This is a genomic window from Microbulbifer hainanensis (genome assembly GCF_014904735.1).
Lineage (GTDB): Bacteria > Pseudomonadota > Gammaproteobacteria > Pseudomonadales > Cellvibrionaceae > Microbulbifer > Microbulbifer hainanensis.
The window spans coordinates 40,968-62,224 of the sequence record NZ_JACZCR010000004.1; the positions used below are offsets into that span (position 1 = coordinate 40,968).

A 21,257-nucleotide genomic window follows, 5' to 3' on the forward strand; every position below is an offset into this window, starting at 1 on the left:
GCCCGATTCCGCCCAGGGCAATACGCTCTGCGCCCGTTGCTGCTGGCAATTTTGGGCACAGCGATGCCCGCATCTCACGCGGTCCTCGCGGATGGAGCGCCCGATATCGAGTCCAGCGCTATTCTGCACGCTCCCATCACCTTTGCAATTGACGCCCAACCCCTTGACCGCGCCCTGACCCGGTTTGCCGATCAATCCGGTGTGCAAATTTTCTACCGCAGCCAGCTGTTACCGCAGGTGAACAGCGCAGCGGTAAACGGCACGTTCACACTCGAGGAGGCCCTGCGCCTGTTGCTCAGCCGAAGTCATCTGAGTTACCGCTTCGACGGCAACGATACGCTGGTTCTCCGCACCGCAGAACCCGATAAGGCTGCAACCGCACCGACAGAAATTCCCGGGGATACCACTTATTCCACGCTGGAGGAGACTTATGTCACCGGCGTGCGCAGCACCCTCCGCCGGAGCCTCTCCATCAAGCGGCAGAGCGATAACCTGGTGGATGTGATTACGTCGGAGGATATCGGTAAGTTTCCCGACCAGAACGTGGCAGACTCGCTGCAGCGTATCGCCGGTGTCTCGGTAGACCGGCTGTGGGGCGAGGGTCGCGATGTCAACATCCGCGGAACCGACAAGGACATCAATCGCACACTGCTAAACGGCCAGCACGTGGCCTCAGCCTACTGGTGGGCGAACGACAACCTGAGTCGCGGCTTCAATTATTCCACCCTGGCTTCGCAGCTGGTGCAGTCGCTCGAAGTGCACAAGACGCCGCGCGCAGACCTGGATGAAGGCAGTATCGGCGGCACGGTGATTGTACGCACCCGCAAGCCCCTGGACATGGCACCACTGGAGACCCACCTGTCCCTGGAGCGACAGTACAGCGAACTGGCGGATCAGTGGGATCCGCAGGCGTCATTCCTGGGTAGCTGGAAAAACAGTGCACAGACACTGGGCCTGCTGACCTCCATCAACTGGCAGAATCGCAGTGCTCGCCGCGACGGCCTGGAGACCTTTTCCGACAACAACCTCTATCGCATTACCGATACCAAAGGGCGCAGCACCGACAGCGTCTACGCCATCTGGGGCGGCGGTACCGCGATGTTGCAACAGCAACGCACACACACCACCGGCAATGTGACACTGCAGTGGGGCCCCGATGAACACTGGGATACAGTGCTGAACCTGGTGCGATCGCAACTGGACATCGACAACACCAATCACAATTTCCTCTTCTCGCCCGGCGGTTACAAACTGAGCCTGACACCGCCAGCCGAAGTGGAGGATCCGCAATTTATCGATAGTGACGACGGCAACCTGATGCTGGCCGGCGGCACACTTATGGGCGCGGACAGCACCGGTGCCCTGCTGGATGCGATCCAGCGCGAGGCCTATATCGACACTTCGGTGAATGATGTCGACATCCACTACCGCAATGATCGATGGCAGGGTCACCTGCAATTCGGCAATACCCACGCCCGCGGTGGCACTGATCACGATCGCCTCTACCGGTTTACCGGCAATAGCCGGGTGGCGTTTCGCCTCGACCGCAACGCCATTGAAACCGATTACCTGGATATCGATCCGCTGCACCCCGGGGATCTCGATCAATTTTCGCCGGTGTCCCGCGACTGGATTCGCGCGATGGAAAACCGCGAAGATTACGGCCAGCTGGATTTCACGCGTGTGCTCGGGGACGACTGGCTGCAGCGCATCAGGTTCGGGGTGAAATACCGCGATCACGGTGTGGAAAACAACCTGACCGTGGGCAGTATCGACTCCGGCAGCCGCGCCTGGGCAACCCTGCAGCAAGTTGGCCTGGACAGTGTCAGCCGCGAATGGAGCCCCGAACTCAGCCAGCAGAGCGCGGCCGCCGGCACGCTGACCCGCTATGCGCTCACCGATCCACAATTGCTGCGCTCGGTAATTCAGCCGCTCTACGACGCGGGTGCAATGACTTACCACTATGATCCGTCGGCCTACTTCCGTATCACCGAGCACAGCCTGGCCGAGTACATTGGTCTCGATTTCGCCCGGGGCTCCTGGTCCGGCAACGCCGGTGTGCGCGCCGTCGCCACCCGCCAGGTAGCCAGCGCGTACCGCGACGGCGAACTGCAACACGTGCGCAACCGCTATCGCGACTACCTGCCGAGCATTAATGTCGATTATCGTGCGACCCCGGATGTGATCGTCCGCGGTGCCCTGGCACAAGTCATGGCGCGACCGAATTTCAAGGACCTGAGCCCGAGTATCATTATCGATCCCACCAGCGGCTCCGGTTCGGCGGGCAACCCGTACCTGGATCCGTATCGCGCCGACCAGCTGGATCTGGGAATTGAGTGGTATTTTGCCGCTGCCTCGCTGCTGTCGGCGGCGGTGTTTTACAAGGACATCTCCACCTTTATCTACCCCCATGTAGAGACAGAAATGATCGACGGCAATCCGGTTTACATCACCCGGCCACAGAACGGCCCCGGAGCGGATATTGCCGGGCTGGAACTCCAGTGGCAGCAGGATTTTGCCAACGGCTTCGGTGTAATCGGCAATTACACCTATACCGATGCCAGCGTGCCCACGCCGGACGGCAGCCAGTCACTGGAACTGCCGGGTAACTCCCGCAGCCAGTTCAATGCCAGTGTGTATTACGAGCAGCAGGCCTTCAGTAGCCGACTTTCCTACAATTACCGCTCGCGCTCCTACGGTGAGATCGTGGCCGGCTCCCAGAGCGAGACCGCAGCCTATCGCCAGTGGGACGCCAGCGTGCAGTGGCCGCTGACCAGCTATCTGACCCTGTCAGCAGAGGCCATCAACCTGACCGATGAGGTGATCTACATCCGCAGCGCCAGCGGAATCCCACAGGGCTTTTACGAAAACGGACGGCGTTTCCTGCTGGGACTGCGCCTCGAGTATTGAAGGGTGGCGGGAGGCAATGGGGCGAACAGGTCGTTCGCCCGGCGGGAATAAAAGAACCTGTGATCCAATCCGTGTTGCCTTTGAGGTCCGTCAATCGAGCTGCCAGTCCGGCACAGTCACCGATACCGGCGCTTTCGCCGCACGCTCACGGTCGTCCACCAGATTGCCCTGAGCGGGTTTCAGGCTGAGATGATCCACCGCCACCTGTACGGTGTCCTTTTTCTCGCGCTCATGCTCTTTGACCAGGTTGCCTTCCATCGGTGCCAGGCTCCAGTCAGCGGTAGCGGCGGCCGTTTCCGCCTGCGACGGTGCGCTTTCCGTAGCGGGTTCCGGTGCCGGCGGCGCAGGCGGTGGTGGTGCTACTTCACCTTCGGCTTTCAGGGCGGACTGGGCCCCCATTTTTGCCAGCGTGGCCTGCAGCTGTTCAGCCTGCGACTTCTGCAATCCTTTCTTGATGGCCAGTGGACGGCCACTGAACAGTTTTTCGATGGTTTCCGGTCCCGCCTTGAACAGGCGCGCCAGATTCGCCTTGACGTCGGCAGCGGTGTAACCGGGTACCAGATCGCCACGAAAAATCAGACTGAATGTGGGTTCGGACATGGCTCGCCTCAATTGTTTTGACTCTATTGTCTTATTCTTCTGAATCCAGTGTCTGGTCCATGGTATAGGCCGGGGCCGCCGCGCTCTTGCCGACGATACGCGCCGGCACACCGGCGACTGTCGCATGCGGCGGTACATCGCTCAGCACCAGACTGCCGGCAGCGATTTTGACCCCGGTGCCGATACTGACCGGCCCCAACACTTTGGCGCCGGCACCGACCATCACACCACGGCCGATCTTCGGATGGCGGTGGCCGGTGCCACTGCCGCTGCCGCCGAGCGTCACCGAGTGCAGGAAAGAGACATCGTCCTCCACCACACTGGTTTCCCCCACGACAAGGCCGGTCGCGTGATCGATCATGATACCGCAACCGAAGCGCGCGGCCGGATGAATGTCCACGGCAAATTGCTCGGACACGCGGCTCTGGAAATAGAGCGCGAGGGTGCGGCGCCCCTGCGACCACAGCCAGTGCGCCACCCGGTGCGATTGCAGCGCGTGAAACCCCTTGAAATAGAGGAACGGGGTCAGGTACTGGTCGCAGGCAGGGTCGCGCTCGTACCAGGCACTGATATCCGCGCGCATGCAGCGGGAGATATTCGGATCGGCGCGCATGGCCTCCGCAATCACTTCCTGCAGCGCAGTGGCCGTCAGCGCGGTGTGATCGAGCACCGATGCCAGCTGGTAGGCCAGCGCGCTGTCGAGGGACTTGTGCCGCAGTATGGTGCTGTGGAAATAACTGGCCAGCACCGGCTCTCCCGCGGCGGCGGCGCTGGCCTCGGCCCGCATCGCGCTCCAGATATCCCGCTGTTCCGTTTCGCCGTCGATGGTCAATTCCTCGGTCATTCAATTCACGTTTGGATAGCAGTGATCCGGCACCTGCACGAATCGGGCATAAATCTCGTCGATCCGCGCGCACACAGTGTCGCACAATTCCAGCTCACAGCTCTGCAGCTGTTCACAGAGTCGCTCCGGCGTCAGCAGCTGCTGTAACTCCCATGCGCGCGGCGCATAGCTCAAGTGCCAGCGCTCCGGCGCCACGCCGCCGCGGTCCTCGGCGTAGGGGCGAAAGAGACCATAGCTCTCCCCGGCGGCGATGCGTTCATCCAGCCAGCAGTGGAAGGGTCCGAAAATGCCCGTGTCTGCCACTTCCTGCGGTGTCAGCTGCGGCTGGTAATCCCGCGGCATGGCCCCGGCATCAACCACATCGAAATCTGTGCCCCAGTGGTGGCGGGAGCCTCCCGGCAGCGCCGACCAGCGCAATATAGCGAAAGCGGTCTGCTCCGGCGACAGCTGCGCCACATCCAGCTCGCGGCCCTCGCTGTCGAGTACCGGGCGCAGACCGGCGGCCTTGCGGTTCCAGATGACCCGCTGCCGTTCGAAATCGCGGAAGCCGGAGACCACCAGCGGATCAAAACCGGCAGCGCGGGCGTCTGCACGCAGCCGCTCGAAAGCGACCAGAGCTTCGGGGTGCAGCAACTGGCCGGACTGCGGCTCGAGAATGACATGCTCATCGCCGAGCCCGAACAGCATGCGCTGCAACGGCGCACTCAACATCGTGTACTCCCATGATTGCCAATCCTGGTACGACAGACCGGCAAATTATTCAAAGCGAACTAAAGTGAAAGGACTTTCGTGGCACTACTTTAACAAAACCCGGTGCCGACCGATCCATTTGGCAATTCCGTCCGAATAAAAACCTGATACAGCGCCAATACCGCTTAGCACCAATGCTAATGAGTATTTGGCCTTTTATGGTTCTATGCTATGTTCATTGGCTCGACCAAGGGATCTGGTCGCGCCGATATGGACGTACAACTTGATAGGGATAATCCGCATGCACCCGAGTCAATCAGAGCTGTTAAAGCTGAAAAACCTGGGCCTCGCCTCCGTCAATATTCTCCACTCCATCGGCATTCGCTCCTGCGAAGACCTGCGCCGCATCGGCCCTGTTGAAGCCTTCACCAGCATTCGCAGCCGCGGCATCAACGCCTCCCGCGTGTTGCTCTACGCCCTGCAGGGCGCCCTGCTCGACGTGCACTGGAACGACCTGGATCCGGACCTGAAGGAGCGCCTGGCCACGGAGGCCGATCGACTGCTGTCGACGCAGCAACAGGAATAGCCAGTCAGGAACAGCCAGTCAGAAATACCCCGCCCCGATTCCGCTCGCCTCCTCTTGAAAGCGGGCACGACGTCCCTATCTACACTTCCATCTAGGGATCTTGTTTGGAGTATACCGATGTTGCGCATTGGTCTGTTTCTACTGACCAACCTGGCCGTTATGGTCCTGGTTGGCATCATTTTCAATCTGCTGGGAATCCAGGGCATCCTCGACGCCAACGGCGTCAATCTGAACATGTCCGGCCTGCTGCTGATGTGTGCCATTTTCGGTATCGGCGGCTCGCTGATTTCGCTGCTGATGTCGAAAACCATCGCGCGCATGAGCACCCGCACCCAGATCATCCAGCAGCCGCGTTCCGACGACGAACAGTGGCTGGTGGAAACCGTGCGCGAACTGTCCAAAAAGGCCGGTATCGGCATGCCGGACGTAGGTATCTTCCCGATGCCGCAGGCCAATGCCTTCGCGACCGGCTGGAATCGCAATAACGCCCTGGTTTCGGTGAGTGCCGGCCTTCTGCAGCGCTTCAACCGCGACGAAGCGCGCGCGGTGATCGGCCACGAAATCGGCCACGTCGCCAACGGGGACATGGTGACCCTGGCATTGATTCAAGGCGTCGTGAATACCTTTGTGATGTTCTTCGCCCGCCTGGTGGGCTTTTTCGTCGACCGCGTATTGCTGCGCAACGAACAGGGCCTCGGTATCGGCTATTTCGTCACATCGATCATCATGGATATCGTGTTTGGCGTCTTCGCGATGATGATCGTGGCCTGGTTCAGTCGCCGGCGGGAATACCGCGCCGACGCGGCCGGCGCCAGCCTGGCCAGCCGCGAATCCATGGCCGCGGCGCTGATGCGTATCAAGGCAGAATCCGAAGCCGGCCGCGAACAGCCGCTGCCGAGTAATATGAAAGCCTTTGGTATCTTCGGCAACATGGGCGCGCTCATGGCCACCCACCCGCCTCTGGAGGACCGCATCCTGGCGCTGCAGAGCCCTCGATAGGGAGCCCTCGGCGATAGGGAGCCCTCAGCGATAGGAGCCCTCAGCGATATAGGGAGCGCTCAGCGGCAAGAGCCTGCCGCCGATTTAAGAGCCCTCAGGCAACAATACTGTGCAGTGCCTGCAGGGCTCCCCCGTCCATACCGGGGAACCCCGGTACTGACTCGGGCTCTAATCCCCCAGCGCTGTCCATTTAGAGGATTAACCCGGCCACTTCACCGGGTTAATATTTCCTGCAGACAAGTTAACCGCTACTGAACACTCTCTACCGACTGCCGACCATGAACAAGCTGAAAACCCTGCTAGTGGCCGCGCCGCTATTGCTACTGTCTTTCACCGCACTCGCCCAGCCCGCCAGCCCGCCGCCCGTCTTTTCTACCGACGACGAAAAGAACACCATGCAGGTGTTCAACTTCGCCAGTCCCTCGGTGGTTTACGTGACCAATGAAGCGCTGGTACGTGACCGCTGGACCCTGCGTATGCACACGGAACCGAAAGGGACTGGCAGCGGTTTTGTGTGGGACCGACAGGGACACGTGGTGACCAACTACCACGTCATCGAGGGCGCGCGCAGAGTCACCATCACCTTGCAGGACCGCAGTGAGTGGTCCGCCGAACTGGTGGGATCCGCACCGGAAAAAGACCTGGCCGTGCTCAAAATTGATGCTCCCTCGGAGCGGTTGACCCCGCTACTGCCGGGCAATTCCGGCAATCTGGCCGTGGGCCGCAAGGTGCTCGCCATCGGCAACCCATTCGGCCTGGACACCACGCTGACCACCGGGGTAGTCAGCGCACTGGGCCGCGAGATCCAGGCGGCCAACAACCGCACCATTCGCAACGTGATCCAGACCGACGCGGCAATAAATCCGGGCAACTCCGGCGGTCCGCTGCTCGACAGCAGTGGCCGGCTGATCGGCGTCAATACCGCCATTTACAGCCCCAGTGGAGCCAGCGTCGGCATCGGCTTCGCGATTCCGGTAGATACGGTGAAGAAGATTGTCCCGGAACTGATCGCCAACGGCCGCCTGGTACGCCCGGTGCTTGGAATCGAGTCGGCGCCCGACCAATGGGCCAGCCAGTACGGCTTCGAAGGGGTGGCAGTACTGCGTACCGCGCCGGGAATGCCCGCAGATCAAGCCGGCTTGCGCGGCATCTACCGCACGCGGGGCGGCTGGCAACTGGGCGATGTGATCACTTCAGTCGATCGCCAGCCGGTTCACAACTACGACGACCTGATGAACGCGCTGGAAAACCACCGCGCCGGCGATCAGGTGAGCCTGAGTTACCAGCGCGACGGGAAAAATTACCAGACTTCCATTACACTCGCCGCTCCCGAATAACGACGAACAGATTGAACGTGCAGAAATATTTCCTTTGCCGCTACGACGAACTTACCGAAGGCCAGTCCAAGGGTTTTTCCCTGGGGGATTCACCTGAGGGTGTCGACAATGTCTTTGCCGTGATGAAGGACGGCGAGGTATACGCCTATAAGAACATCTGCCCGCACCGCGGAATCAATCTGGACTGGCAGGAAAACCAGTTTCTCGACCCCGATGGCGCACTGATCCAGTGCGCTTCCCACGGTGCACTATTTCTGATCGAATCCGGCGAATGCATCGCCGGCCCCTGCGCCGGCGATGCTCTGACACCGGTACCGGTGGAACACTCGCCGGAAGGGCTTTACGTATTGTTGGCGGACTGAATCAATCCACGACCGGCAGCTGTGCCTATTCCCAAAACGGTATGGTCTCGGCCAGTACAATTTCCCCAGGACTGATGCGCGCGCGGTAAGCAAGTACTTCCACCCCCGCCGCGATCGCCGCATCCAGAGCCTCCGCATAGGCCGGGTCGATTTCCCGCGCCGCTTCCACGGACGCTATTCCGGTGTGCTGCACACAGTAAAACAGCACCGCGCGCACACCGCTCTCGGCCAGCTTCTGCAGTTCGCGCAAATGTTTGGCACCGCGACTGCTGACGGCGTCGGGGAAAAATCCGCGATCGCCTTCGGCCAGGGTCACGTTTTTGACCTCCACATAGCAGTCGCCGGCAGTCCCTGAAAGCAGCAGGTCGATGCGGCTGTTCTCTTCGCCGTAGCGCACTTCCCGGCGCAACTGCTCGTATCCCTGTAACTCTGCCACCACGCCGTTATTGACGGCCTCTTCGACCAGTACATTGGCGCGCCCGGTGTTGACGCCGGCCAGTGCGCCCTCCGGTGTCGTGGTGACTTCGAGCGTGTGGCGGTACTTGCGCTTCGGATTGCCAGAATCCGAATACCAGCAAGGGGTATTCTCCGCCCAACAGTTTTTCATCGAACCGGTGTTGGGGCAGTGGATGGTGAAAGTTTCCCCGGACGGGGACTCGATATCGGCGAGGAAGCGCTTGTAGCGCCGCAGCAAAACTGCCTGCTCCAGTGGTGGGGTAAGCTTCACGTGACGACCATTACTGACTATTTAAACGCCACAAAATACCAGACAACATTTTGTGGCGCGAACCGGAGAGATTTGGTAGCTTCTTCGCCCTCGGTCGTCAGGGCCCTCGAATATTATTCGGGGTTGGGGCGCCGAGAAAGGAATAGCCTGTCATCGCAAGCCCAGTAAACGGGTCAAAAATGCATCACTCCGGAATATTCCGGACTAGGCTAGATTGAATTTGGTGGTATCGTCCCCATTACTGGGGGCCAGTAAAGATAGAGAGGCAACGACTATGCCCAAAACTGCTGCGAGCACCGATTCTCTGCACGGCTTTGAGCCCTACAAGGAGAAGAAGGGCGAAGAGTACATGAATGAGAAGCAGCAGGAGCATTTCCGCAACTTGCTGTTGGCCTGGAAGGCCGAGCTGATGGCGGAAGTGGACCGCACCGTTTCCCACATGAAGGATGAGGCAGCCAACTTCCCGGATCCGGCCGATCGCGCCAGCCAGGAAGAGGAGTTCAGCCTGGAACTGCGCACCCGCGATCGCGAGCGCAAGCTGATCAAGAAGATCGACGCGACTATCGAACTGATCGAGCAGGACGATTACGGCTTCTGTGAAGCCTGTGGTGTTGAGATCGGCATCCGTCGTCTGGAAGCACGCCCCACGGCCACCCTGTGTGTGGACTGCAAAACCCTGGCAGAGATCAAGGAAAAGCAGATTTCCGGCTGATTGCGCCAGCGACTCTCAGTAGTGGCGATCCTCGTGATCGCCCGTCTTTCATCGGGTGACCAACGCAATCACCCCACACGACCTTGAACAACGCCATTCCCTACATTGGCCGCTTTGCGCCCTCCCCTACCGGCCCGTTACATTTCGGCTCGCTGGCCTGCGCCCTGGGCAGCTACCTCGATGCGACCGCCCACGGTGGACAGTGGCTGGTGCGGATGGAAGACCTGGATCCGCCGCGGGAAGAACCCGGCGCCGCCGATCGCATTCTCCACACGCTGGAGACCCACGGGCTCCACTGGCACGGTGCTCTCGAATGGCAGAGCCGCCGCCACGCCCTCTACGAAGACACCCTCGCCAAGCTGACGGAACGCGGCCTGCTCTACGCGTGTTATTGCACCCGCGCGCAAATCCGCGCCGCCGGAGGGCACGATAATCTCAACTGTCGCGGGGGTACACCAGGAACAGACAACGGTCGCGCCAATGCCGCCTGGCGCCTGAAGTGCGCCGGTGTCGCCGAATCCTTCATTGATCTCTGGCGCGGTGAACAGCACCAGCAAATTGGTGAGGACACGATACTCAAGCGCCGCGATGGATTGTACGCCTACCAACTGGCCGTCGTTGTGGACGACATCGATCAGGGCATCACCCATATCGTGCGCGGCGCCGACCTGCTCGATACTACCGGCGCCCAGCAGTTCCTTTTCCGCACGCTCGGCGCAGTGCCACCGCAATTCGGCCACCTGCCGCTGGTGATGGGCCCGGATGGCCGCCAGAAACTGAGCAAGCAGAACCACGCCCCGGCCATCGACGACCATCGCGCCGGAGAAAACCTCTGCACGGCGCTGGCTTTTCTCGGCTTCCGTCCGCCAGCCGGGCTGGAGAGGGAAGCCCCGGAACATATCCTCAAGTGGGCGGCAGCCCGCTGGCAACGCCAGCAGGTTGACCGGCGCGACCGGCAATTGCACTGAAGCTGTGCGACAATTACTCTTTTCCGCCAATTCGGCGCTAGCAATTACGGTGTCAGCGCCGCCTGTGACAGCGCACGGAAACACCGAACTGTGCACTGCTGATCGCGGCCACGGGCAGCCCCGTCAAACTCAGCCACTATTCCGGGCTCCAGCATTTAATTTATGAGCAACCGCACCTTATTAATCCTGCTGGCACTAGTGGGGTATGTTTTCTCACCGACGATCTTCACCTGGATGATCAATCCATCCGGTGCCTGGTACCGGCCGTTTATCCTCTGGTTCGTGCTGATCCTGCTGGCGATCATCGTGCAGCTGAGGCGTAAGTCCGATGAGCTTTGAGATCGCCCACATCGCGCTGATCGGTGTCGCTTACATCGCGGCACTGTTCTTTGTCGCCTTCGCCACGTCCAAGGGCTGGCTGCCATCGCGCTGGGTGCGCCACCCGCTGATTTATGTGCTGTCGCTCGGCGTGTCCCTGTCCGCCTGGACTTTTTACGGCATTGTCGACCTGGCCTGGCAATACGGTTACGGCGTGCTCGCCTATTACCTGGGTACCGGCGCCATGTTCCTGTTTGCGCCGGTGGCGCTGGAGCCGCTGTCGCGGCTGGCGCAGCGCTACCAGCTGACTTCGCCCGCCGATCTGCTGGTATTCCGCTACCACAGTCGCGAGGCCGGCACCCTCGCGACCCTGTTCATGCTGCTGGCCCTGTTGCCGCTGATCGCCCTGCAGATCCAGGCGGTGGCAGAGACCCTTGCCCTGCTGTCCCGCGACAGTGTCGCCGCACTGGCGCTGCCGGACAGCGGCGTTACCAGCAAAAACCTGATTGCCTTTTTCTACTGCGTATTGCTCGCCGTGTTTACCAGCATGTACGGCGCTAGCGGCGAGCGCCGCGCCGGACTCGCCAGTGCCATGGCGCTGGAATCGGTGGTCAAATTAGTCGCCCTGCTGGCAGTCGGGCTCTACGCGGTCTACGGCGTATTCGGCAATCTGGCCGGGCTGGACCAGTGGCTGGCACAGAACAGTGACATGCAGCAGCTGCTCTACACCCCCATCAAGCAGGGCTCCTCGCACACGCTACTGCTGGTGTTTATTGCAACCGCCGTTGCCATGCCCCACATTTTTTACCTGAGCATCGCCGAGCGCCCCGCAACCCAGACACTGCGCTATGCCAGCTGGGGCTTCCCGCTGTTTCTGTTGCTGATGGCCCTACCGATCTTCCCGATCATGTGGGCGGGCTTCGCCCTCGACGTCACCGAACCGGTGCAGTATTTCTCCCTGGCCGTGCCGCGCGCCAGCGGCTCGGCGCCGCTGACCATTCTGGCATTTATCGGCGGCCTCTCTGCCGCCACCGGTGCACTGGTGATGATTACCCTGGCCCTGTCTAGGATGGTCATGAACCACTGGCTGCTACCGGGTACCCGCTGGCACTCGGAAGACAATATGTACCGCCAGCTGGTGTGGCTGCGGCGAGCGCTGGTCGCCGCCCTGTTCCTGGCGGGTTTTGCCTTTTACCTGTTGCTGAATAACCGCCTGGGCCTGTCCGATCTGGCGCTACTGGCGTTCATTGCCTCCCTGCAGTTTCTACCCGGTATCTTTGCCGTCATCCACTGGCCCCGCGGCAACCGCCGCGGATTTATTGCCGGCTTGCTGGCCGGCATGTTTATCTGGGCCGGCGGCCTGCTGATTCCGTCGGTCGTGGGGTTGAGTGGCGTCACAGTGCCGGGTACCGATCTGGTGATCCCGCTGGGCATGTCCATCTGGACCAAGGTAACGACCCTGTCCCTCGGCACCAACATCCTGCTGTTTGTGGCGGGATCGCTGCTGACCCGTCCCAGCAGCCTGGAGCAGTACGCGGCGGACCTGTGCAGTGACGAAACCCTGAGCCAGGCGCTGCGCCTGGAATTGGACGTGCAGACAGCGACGGACTTCCGCGAGCGTCTTTCTGAAAGTCTCGGCGCTGCCACCGCCAACCAGGAAGTGAATCGCGCCCTGCGCCAACTCAACCTACCCGACGACGAGCGCCGCCCCTATGCCCTGCGCCGGCTGCGCAACAAACTGGAGGCCAACCTGTCGGGGCTGCTGGGCCGGGTACTGGCGGGGCAGATCATCGACCGGCACTTCCCGTTCAAGAACAGCGACCAGCCGGCCAACAAGGATATCCACCTGATCGAATCGCGCTTGAGCCGCTACAAGAACCAGCTCACCGGGCTCGCGGCGGAACTGAATAACCTGCGTCTCTACCACCGGCAGATGCTGGAAGAATTGCCACTGGCGGCCTGCTCACTCGGCCGCGATGGCGAGATCCTGCTGTGGAATTACGCCATGCAGGACGTCACCGGTATTGCCGCCAGCGAGGTACTCGGCTCTAAGCTGGATTACCTGATCGAGCCCTGGAGAACACTGCTGAGCGAGTTCGCCGCGTCTGCCGACGCCAGCCGCTTCAAGCAACAGGTCAGTCTCGACGGCAACAGCCACTGGCTCAACCTGCACAAGACGCGCCTGAAGAGCAACCGCGCTACGGGCGCGCGTACCCAGCGCGGCGATGGCCAGATGCTGCTGATCGAGGACATTACTGAGACGCAGATCCTGGAGCAGGAGCTGATGCACAGCGAAAGGCTTGCCTCGGTCGGACGCCTGGCCGCCGGTGTGGCGCACGAAGTGGGCAACCCGGTCACCGGCATCGCCTGCCTCGCGCAGAACCTGCAATTCGAATCTGACAGCCCCGAGGTACACGATACCGCCGACCAGATTCTCAGCCAGACCCAGCGCATCAGCCGCATCGTTCACTCGCTGGTGAATTTTTCCCACAGCGGTAGCCAGGATACCCAGCGCGCACCGGTCGATCTCTACGCCTGTGTGCAGGAAGCGGTCCAGCTGCTGTCTCTGCAGCGCGACAAGACCCAGGTCACCTTTGCCAATTCGGTGCCGGAGGACCTGATCGCGCCGGGGGATAACCAGCGGCTGATCCAGGTGTTCATCAACCTGCTCAGCAATGCCCGTGATGCCAGCCCCGATGGCGGTCACATCCAGATCGATGGTTACGTGGCCCACGGCAGCGCCTGTGTCTCGGTCACTGACGATGGGCCGGGAATCTCCCCGGAGCACCGCGAACGTATCCTGGAACCCTTTTTCACCACCAAAGAACCCGGTCAGGGCACCGGCCTGGGGCTGGCGATGGTGTACAGCATCGTGGAAGAGCACGAGGGCCAGCTCGAGCTGATCAGCCCGGCACACCCGGAAACCGGCCGTGGAGCAAAATTCATCGTTCAGCTGCCACTGGCAAGATAATTGTCACCACGGGCTAATTTCACGCAAAGACTGTGCAAACTTTATACAAATTGGCTTGTTTGAGTTGCATCGAAACGCTCAGCAAGTAAAACTACGCATTCACTGAACGTTTTGTAACCAGGCGTAACAAATGAGCCACATCCTGATCGTCGAAGATGAAGCCATCATTCGCACGGCGCTGCGCAAGCTGCTGGAGCGCCACCGCTACCGGGTCAGCGAAGCCGGCTCAGTGCGCGAGGCGACCACCAAGTACCGCTTCAGCGATGTGGACCTGATCATATCCGACCTGCGCCTGCCCGGCGCGCCGGGTACCGACCTGCTGAAGCTGGCCGGCGACGTACCCGTGCTGATCATGACCAGTTACGCTAGTTTGCGTTCCGCCGTGGATTCGATGCGTATGGGCGCAGCCGACTATATCGCCAAACCCTTCGATCACGATGAAATGATTGCGACCGTGCGCCGCGTGATCGGCAAAGCCGAGCAGAGCCGCGCCCAGGCGCCGGCCAACAAGGGCCCCGGCCGCGCCATTGCCGGCATGATCGGTGACAGCCCGGTCATGCGCGATCTGTACAGCCGTATTCACAAGGTGGCGCCCACCGATGCAACCGTTCTGGTCCATGGTGAAACCGGTACCGGTAAGGAGCTGGTGGCACGTGCCATCCACGAGGAGAGCCGCCGCGCCGGCAAGCCGCTGATCTCGGTCAACTGCGCGGCCATCCCGGAAACCTTGATTGAAGCAGAACTTTTCGGTCACGAAAAAGGGGCTTTTACCGGTGCCCAGACGGCCCGCGAAGGCCTGGTTGCTGCCGCCGATGGTGGCACGCTGTTCCTTGACGAAATTGGTGAACTGCCCCTCGAGGCCCAGGCGCGCCTGCTGCGCGTACTGCAGGAAGGTGAAGTGCGCCCGATCGGTGCGGTGGAATCCCGCAAGGTGGACGTGCGGCTAGTGGCGGCCACCCACCGCAACCTGCGCCAGCTCGCTGCCGAACGCAAATTCCGCGAGGACCTTTATTACCGGATCAATGTGGTGCAGATGACGCTGGCACCACTACGGGAACGCGGCAAAGATGTGCTCGCAATCGCCGAAAACCTGCTGGAAAAGTTCTGTGCCCGTGTAGAGCGCCCCACGCTCAAGCTGTCGCCGGAGGCAATCCAGGCCGTCACCACCTACACATGGCCGGGTAATGTGCGCGAGCTGGAGAATGCGATCCAGCGCGCCGTCATCCTCACCGACGATCACTGCACCGAAATCAACCACCGCACCCTGGATATTGACCTGGACCTGGTGCCGGTCGAGGAGGCGGATCCGGAGCGCCGTCCGCGCAGCCTACACACAGATCCGCGCGAGGACCTCTCTCTGGAAGACTACTTCGCTCGCTTCGTCATCGAGCACCAGGAGACCATGAGCGAGACCGAACTGGCCAAGAAACTGGGCGTAAGCCGCAAGTGCCTGTGGGAGCGCCGCCAGAAACTGGGTATCCCCCGCAAGAAAAGCCGGCGCGCCGCAGCCGAGGCCTGATCGCCCGGTCGCCCGGCAAACCGCAACCTGGCACACGCCGGGTGACCACGTCGGTCACCCGGTCCCCATCCCACACGAACCTCACGAATCCCAGCAACTATTTCCCGGTTTTCATCGCTGCGCTGAAACAGACTTGTTTCCAGTCTCCGATTCCTGCACCAGATACCTCGCAATAGCCACTACCGACGCCACGAACCGGTGTTCGGGCACCATCGTCTTCTTTAGGGAATGTTCCCACTTTAGGTAACAAAGGAAAGTGTTACCCCGGTCTCACCGTGAGTAACAACTGCCGCGCCATCCGTAACGCCAAAGCCCTCACAGCTGGCGCCTCAGACATCGATAAATTTTTAAGTTATTGATTTATAACGCTTTTTTAAAGTTGGCACAGTAAATGCTTTGTATGTAGTACAAACAAGAAGAACAGCCAAGAATAAAAATAAATGACTGTTTAAGCCCTAATAACAACTGACAATAAGCGGGCGAAACACAATAACAATAACGGGGCGGTCGACAATAAAAGCAAACAGGGACCAAAACCGAAAGAAAAATAAAAATAAGCAGAACAATAACAATAAATAATAAAAATAAAGCAGAAGACAACAAAAATAACGACAAGCGCGTTACAAACTGACTGATTGTACCTGGGAGAGGGTGTTTGCTAGACAGCAAATTGATAGCGCAAGGAAGCCGCTGCCTTCATCCTAATAACAATAATTCCCAATCCCCTTTCTTTTCTTACCGACTTTGACTGTCATTGCTGGCAAAGTTCCCCGGTTGCGGGCGCTTGCCCGTGCCTGTGGTAGAATCCGCCTCCATTAGCTTCGCCACATCCGCACAAGGAGCGGCCGGGCCTTTCAGCCACAACACGTTGGCAGCAGTCAAAACAGACAGCCGTATGCTCAATTCCCTGATCAACAGTATTAAGCGCTGGCGCAAGCCAGAGGAACCCGCCGGACCGCGCGTCGTCGCCCGCAGTGACCACAATCTATCGCGCCGGGATATCAGCCGTGCCGCGCTCACCGTGATGAAACGTCTGCAGGACGCCGGCTTCCAGGCCTATATCGTCGGCGGAGGCGTCCGCGACCTGATGCTGGGCGGCCACCCCAAGGATTTTGATGTCGCCACGGACGCGACACCGGAAGAAGCCAAAGCGCTCTTCCGCGGCTCGCGTATCGTCGGGCGCCGCTTCCGTATCCTGCACGCCCGCATCGGCCGCGAAATCATCGAGGTCACCACCTTCCGCGGTCACCACAGTGACGGCGAGGAACACGAGGCGCAGCAATCCGAGCACGGCATGCTGCTGCGCGACAATGTCTACGGCGATCTCGAAAGCGATGCGGTACGCCGCGACTTCACCGTCAACGCCCTCTACTACACCACCAATGGTTTTGAAATCCACGACTACACCGGCGGTGTGCGCGATATCGAGCAGCGCCTGATCCGCATGATCGGTGACCCGTCGACCCGCTATAAGGAAGATCCGGTACGCATGCTGCGGGCGGTGCGCTTTGCAGCCAAACTGGATTTTCAAATCGAGGAAAAAACTGCCGCTCCCCTCGAAGAACTGGCGCCACTGCTGCGCAATATTGCACCGGCACGCCTTTTCGACGAAGTACTGAAATTGCTGATGAGTGGACAGGGTGAACGCACATTCGAGTTGATGCGCGAATACCATCTGTGGCAACACCTGTTTCCCGACAACGCCGCGTTGCTGGACGACCCCGCCGCACTGGAACTCACCCGCAAGGCCCTGCGCAATACCGATGAACGCATCCGCGCCGACATGCGTGTTACCCCGGCGTTTCTTTACGCCGCACTGCTGTGGCCGGCGGTCAATCGGGAACAACAGCGCCTGATCAGTAAAGGCACCCCACCACTACCAGCGATGGCCCAGGCCGCACAGAAAATCACTAGCTCGCAGCTGGCGCACACGGCCATCCCCAAGCGTTTCTCCATTCCGATGCGGGAAATCTGGGACATGCAGCTGCGCCTGCCGCGCCGCAACGGCGAGCGTGCCCAGCGCCTCAGCGAGCACCCGCGCTTCCGCGCCGCCTACGATTTTCTGTTGTTACGCGAAGAGTCCGGTGAAATCGAACCGGGTCTCGGCCAGTGGTGGACAGACTTTCAACAAGCGGACCAGGAACAGCGCCAGGAGATGGTGCGCAGCCTGCAGCGCGATGGCGGCGGCCGTCGCCGCGGAAGGGGCTCCCGCGGCGGGCGGCGACGCAAGCCACGGACCGAATAGATGATGCGCGCTTTTATCGGCCTCGGCAGTAATCTGGCCGAACCACAACAGCAGCTGTGCAGTGCCCTGGATGCCATGGGCGCAATGCCGCAGACCCGGCTGTTGCGGCATTCCAGTTTTTACCGCAGTGCGCCTGTCGGCCCCGGCGAGCAGCCAGATTACATCAATGCCGTCGCCGAACTGGAGACCGGGCTGGCGCCGCTCGAACTGCTGGATAAACTGCAGGCCATCGAGGCCGCACATGGACGCGAACGACACATTCGCTGGGGTGCCCGCACCCTCGATTTGGATATACTACTGCTCGACTCGCGGCGGATCGACGAACCGCGTCTGCAGGTGCCTCACCCCCGTATCGCAGAGCGCAATTTCGTACTGATCCCCCTGGCGGAACTGGAGCCCCACTTGCGACTTCCCAACGGGGATACGCTGGAAGACCTTATCCGACAGTGTCCGCCCAACCGCCTGGAGAAAACCTGAAGCCGCCCATTCTTGCGCAGATACGGCAGCGGCTAAGGAAAGCACGATAAAGGAGTAAACTGTGGCAAAAGAAGCCGGCGAAACCCAGACTTACGAACCGGACCTCACGGACAAGACCCTACCGCGCTTTATTGCCGTAGAAGGCAATATCGGCGTGGGTAAAACTACCCTGGCGAAGAAGCTCGCAGCCACATTCAATTACGATACGCTGCTCGAACTTCCGGAAGACAACCCCTTCCTTGAGCGCTTTTACCGGGATCCCAAAAGTGCCGCCCTGCCGACCCAGCTGCATTTCCTGCTGCAGCGCTCCCAACAGATCCAGGCCCTGCGCCAGGACGACCTGTTCAAACCGGTGCGTGTGTCGGATTTTCTGATCGACAAAGACCAGCTGTTTGCCGAAGTCACCCTCGATAGCGACGAGCTGGCACTCTACCAGCAGGTCTACCAGCACATGACACTGCAGGCCCCCAAACCCGATTTGGTTATTTATCTGCAGGCGCCGCTCGCAGTGTTGCAGGAGCGTATTCGTACTCGCGGCATCGCCGCCGAGCGCTCGATCAGCAATGATTACCTGGCGACACTCAACGAGGCCTATACCAACTTCTTCCACTACTACGACGGCGCCCCCCTGCTGATCGTCAATAGCGAAGACATCGATATCGTCAATCGTCCTGAAGACTACCGCCAGCTGGTGGAATACATGCTCACGATAAGCAGCGGCCGCCACTACTACAATCCGGGGAACTGAAGTTATGTACGCACCCACCGCACTGGAAAAGCCCGTCACGATCCAGACGCTGCGCAAAATGAAAGCGGACGGCGAAAAGTTCATTACCGTCGCACTCTACGACGCTCCTATGGCGGCCATGGCTGAGAAGACCGGCGTGGAAGCCGTACTGATCGGCGACTCCCTCGGCATGACAGTGCTGGGCTATGACAGCACCATTCCGGTGACCATGGAACAGATGATTTACCACGTGGAAGCGGTCGCCCGAGGTAACAAGAAATCACTGATCATGGGCGACATGCCCTTTATGACCTACGCCACGCCGGAGCAGGCGCTCACCAACGCCACCCGCATCATGCAGGCCGGCGCCCATATGGTGAAGATCGAGGGCGGCGCCTGGCTGGGGGAAACGGTCAGGATGCTTACCGACCGGGGTATTCCCGTGTGCGCGCATCTGGGACTCACTCCCCAGTCGGTACACAAGCTCGGCGGCTACCGTGTACAGGGCCGCGATCAGGATCAGGCCGGCGAGATCTTCGATGATGCCGCGACACTGGACGAAGCCGGCGCCGACCTGCTGGTACTCGAATGTGTACCGGCGCATCTGGCCAAGCGCATCACCGATGCCGTATCCATGCCCACCATCGGCATCGGCGCCGGCCGCGATACCGACGCGCAGGTTCTGGTAATTAACGACATTCTTGGGCTTACCGAACAGCCACCCAAGTTTTCGAAAAACTTCCTGATTGAAGCCGGTGATATTCCCGGCGCCCTGCGCAAGTACGCCGAAGACGTCAAGAACGGCACCTTCCCCGACGACGCCCATACTTTTCAATAATATTCCCGGCGAAATGCCGGAAGATTCACTGCGGTAGGAAAACGACGCATGCAATTCGATCAATTGCGGGAAAACTGGCAGAGTCCCTCGCCGGTACAAGGGATTCCCGAAGGCTGGGCCCAGGGACGCGCGACATTCGGCGGCCTGGTAGCGGCCATGCTGTATGAAAAGATGTCCGGCTGCGTGGATGCCGAAGCCAGTCTGCGCTCACTCACCTTTTCCTTTGTGGCGCCAGTCGCAAGCGGTGATATCGAAGTAAACGCCAATCCGCTACGCTCCGGCCGCTCTGTCACCCAGGTCGAAGGGCGTATGGTGCAGGACGGGAACGTGGTACTGGCTGCCCTCGCCAGTTTCGGCCGCCGCCGCGAGTCAAGTATCCATGTCACCGGTGATCGCGCGCCCGCAATGCGCGCACCGGATGAATGCCCGACACTGCCGGATGCGCCCGGGATCATTCCAGAGTTCACCCAGCATTTTGACTTCCGTATTTCCGCCGGCGACCTGCCGTTCAGCGGCAGCAGCAACAACCGCCTGGGTGGCTGGGTGCGCTTTCGTACCGACGAAGAAACCCGCTCCGCGGTATCCATTACTCACCTGCTGGCGCTGATCGATGCCTGGCCTCCCGCTCTGCTGCCCATGCTGAAACAACCGGCACCCGCCAGCTCTCTGACATGGACCATCGAATTTGTTGAACCGCTGCCGGCACAAACCGGCGGAGAGTGGTGGCAATACCTGGCCGATGTCGAACAGGCCGCGGATGGTTACGGCGTGATTCAGGCAAAACTCTGGAGCGCCGAGGGCAAACTGGTCGCATTTTCCCGGCAGACAGTAACCGTATTTGGTTGATCGACGCGCTCAGGAAAAAGACGGTTGCGGCGCAGCAAATGGTCGCGCGAATGTGAAAGATTGGGCCGTGGGCCCCTTCAAATCCAGCTGCGCCAGCGCCGCCTTGCCGTCATCAACCGTCGGCTGTTTACCTGCAGGTATCCACCACAGGGCGAGGCTCGGGCCGGATAGTTTTTCAAACCAGCTTTTCTTCTGCTTCAGCACCTCCAGGTGCTCACCGCTATAGACATAACCTTTGAGTGCCGCTAACGACGTCCACACGGACATATTGACGATAATCAGCTCATCGCCAAAGACGTTGATGGCGGTCGCATCGCCCTCTTCCGTCTGCAACCGCCACACGAATCCGGGACTTCGATCCGCCAGCGCATTGATTGCGTCGAGCTGGTCGACAAAGCCTTTCATGACCGGGTGATCCAGCGGAGCCTGTGCTCGCGCGATATTGATCTGGGCGAGGTGAAATTGCTCGGACATCTCCCTGTCCCTCCATGCAGATACTTAACAGGTTGTTGAATAAGGCCACCCGTGGCTTTTTTCAACCCGGGTTTGCGGCGCATGTCCGCAAACCCTCCACAAAAAAT

Annotated in this window: 20 protein-coding genes; 15 read left to right on the top strand and 5 right to left on the bottom strand. The window is 60.3% G+C overall.

From position 1 onward, the window contains the following. The first annotated feature begins 63 nt into the window (after window positions 1-63). Window positions 64-2,910, top strand: a complete 2,847-nt coding sequence (locus IG168_RS02025; RefSeq protein ID WP_193161483.1) for a TonB-dependent receptor — start codon at window positions 64-66, stop codon at window positions 2,908-2,910. Window positions 2,911-3,000: 90 nt separating this feature from the next. Here the strand turns inward: IG168_RS02025 and IG168_RS02030 are convergent, their stop codons facing one another. From IG168_RS02030 to IG168_RS02040, 3 genes are read right to left on the bottom strand one after another with little or no spacing between them, the layout of a single operon-like run. After that, complete coding sequence (locus IG168_RS02030; RefSeq protein ID WP_193161484.1) at window positions 3,001-3,510, bottom strand: hypothetical protein; 510 nt, start codon at window positions 3,508-3,510, stop codon at window positions 3,001-3,003. A gap of 31 nt (window positions 3,511-3,541) precedes the next feature. Further along, window positions 3,542-4,354: a serine O-acetyltransferase gene (cysE, locus tag IG168_RS02035; RefSeq protein WP_226876441.1), complete on the bottom strand. Its 813-nt coding sequence runs from the start codon at window positions 4,352-4,354 to the stop codon at window positions 3,542-3,544. After that, complete coding sequence (locus tag IG168_RS02040) at window positions 4,355-5,065, bottom strand: M15 family metallopeptidase (RefSeq protein ID WP_226876442.1); 711 nt, start codon at window positions 5,063-5,065, stop codon at window positions 4,355-4,357. Window positions 5,066-5,345: 280 nt separating this feature from the next. On the opposite strand from IG168_RS02040, the gene IG168_RS02045 reads away from it, so the two are divergent. From IG168_RS02045 to IG168_RS02060, 4 genes are all read left to right on the top strand, one after another. Beyond that, entirely contained in the window at window positions 5,346-5,630 is a 285-nt protein-coding gene (locus IG168_RS02045; RefSeq protein ID WP_193161485.1) for a TfoX/Sxy family protein, read from the top strand. Between the two features lie 117 nt (window positions 5,631-5,747). Beyond that, window positions 5,748-6,629, top strand: a complete 882-nt coding sequence (gene htpX, locus IG168_RS02050) for a protease HtpX (protein WP_193161486.1) — start codon at window positions 5,748-5,750, stop codon at window positions 6,627-6,629. Between the two features lie 278 nt (window positions 6,630-6,907). Next, complete coding sequence (locus IG168_RS02055) at window positions 6,908-7,966, top strand: S1C family serine protease (RefSeq protein WP_193161487.1); 1,059 nt, start codon at window positions 6,908-6,910, stop codon at window positions 7,964-7,966. 17 nt (window positions 7,967-7,983) lie between these two features. Then, the gene (locus tag IG168_RS02060; RefSeq protein WP_193161488.1) at window positions 7,984-8,328 is read left to right on the top strand and encodes a Rieske (2Fe-2S) protein; all 345 of its coding nucleotides are present in this window, start codon (window positions 7,984-7,986) and stop codon (window positions 8,326-8,328) included. A 25-nt stretch (window positions 8,329-8,353) separates the two neighbouring features. Here IG168_RS02060 and sfsA read toward each other — a convergent pair whose 3' ends face one another. Further along, the gene (sfsA, locus tag IG168_RS02065) at window positions 8,354-9,055 is read right to left on the bottom strand and encodes a DNA/RNA nuclease SfsA (RefSeq protein WP_193161489.1); all 702 of its coding nucleotides are present in this window, start codon (window positions 9,053-9,055) and stop codon (window positions 8,354-8,356) included. Between the two features lie 274 nt (window positions 9,056-9,329). Here sfsA and dksA point away from each other — a divergent pair, with 274 nt between their 5' ends. From dksA to IG168_RS02115, 10 genes are all read left to right on the top strand, one after another. Further along, window positions 9,330-9,767 carry an RNA polymerase-binding protein DksA gene (dksA, locus tag IG168_RS02070; RefSeq protein WP_193161490.1) on the top strand — a complete coding sequence of 146 codons (438 nt, stop codon included), beginning with the start codon at window positions 9,330-9,332 and terminating at the stop codon, window positions 9,765-9,767. 83 nt (window positions 9,768-9,850) lie between these two features. Beyond that, a complete protein-coding gene (gluQRS, locus tag IG168_RS02075) occupies window positions 9,851-10,735 on the top strand; it encodes a tRNA glutamyl-Q(34) synthetase GluQRS (RefSeq protein WP_193161491.1) in 885 nt (294 codons plus the stop codon). Window positions 10,736-10,897: 162 nt separating this feature from the next. Next, on the top strand, window positions 10,898-11,074 hold the full coding sequence (locus IG168_RS02080) for a hypothetical protein (RefSeq protein WP_193161492.1): 177 nt from the start codon (window positions 10,898-10,900) through the stop codon (window positions 11,072-11,074). Next, on the top strand, window positions 11,064-14,024 hold the full coding sequence (locus IG168_RS02085; RefSeq protein WP_193161493.1) for an ATP-binding protein: 2,961 nt from the start codon (window positions 11,064-11,066) through the stop codon (window positions 14,022-14,024). The genes IG168_RS02080 and IG168_RS02085 overlap by 11 nt, the downstream gene beginning before the upstream one ends. A gap of 130 nt (window positions 14,025-14,154) precedes the next feature. Next, on the top strand, window positions 14,155-15,543 hold the full coding sequence (locus IG168_RS02090) for a sigma-54-dependent transcriptional regulator (RefSeq protein WP_193161494.1): 1,389 nt from the start codon (window positions 14,155-14,157) through the stop codon (window positions 15,541-15,543). An 895-nt stretch (window positions 15,544-16,438) separates the two neighbouring features. Further along, window positions 16,439-17,788 (top strand): polynucleotide adenylyltransferase PcnB, encoded by a 1,350-nt coding sequence (gene pcnB / locus IG168_RS02095; RefSeq protein ID WP_193161495.1) that lies wholly within the window; start codon window positions 16,439-16,441, stop codon window positions 17,786-17,788. Next, window positions 17,789-18,265 (top strand): 2-amino-4-hydroxy-6-hydroxymethyldihydropteridine diphosphokinase, encoded by a 477-nt coding sequence (gene folK, locus IG168_RS02100; RefSeq protein WP_193161496.1) that lies wholly within the window; start codon window positions 17,789-17,791, stop codon window positions 18,263-18,265. It begins immediately after the preceding gene. 61 nt (window positions 18,266-18,326) lie between these two features. Next, window positions 18,327-19,013 (top strand): deoxynucleoside kinase, encoded by a 687-nt coding sequence (locus IG168_RS02105; RefSeq protein WP_193161497.1) that lies wholly within the window; start codon window positions 18,327-18,329, stop codon window positions 19,011-19,013. A gap of 4 nt (window positions 19,014-19,017) precedes the next feature. Next, on the top strand, window positions 19,018-19,830 hold the full coding sequence (gene panB / locus IG168_RS02110) for a 3-methyl-2-oxobutanoate hydroxymethyltransferase (RefSeq protein WP_193161498.1): 813 nt from the start codon (window positions 19,018-19,020) through the stop codon (window positions 19,828-19,830). Window positions 19,831-19,878: 48 nt separating this feature from the next. Beyond that, the gene (locus IG168_RS02115; RefSeq protein ID WP_193161499.1) at window positions 19,879-20,676 is read left to right on the top strand and encodes an acyl-CoA thioesterase; all 798 of its coding nucleotides are present in this window, start codon (window positions 19,879-19,881) and stop codon (window positions 20,674-20,676) included. Window positions 20,677-20,685: 9 nt separating this feature from the next. Here IG168_RS02115 and IG168_RS02120 read toward each other — a convergent pair whose 3' ends face one another. Next, a complete protein-coding gene (locus tag IG168_RS02120; RefSeq protein WP_193161500.1) occupies window positions 20,686-21,150 on the bottom strand; it encodes a DUF3291 domain-containing protein in 465 nt (154 codons plus the stop codon). Between the last annotated feature and the right edge of the window lie 107 nt (window positions 21,151-21,257).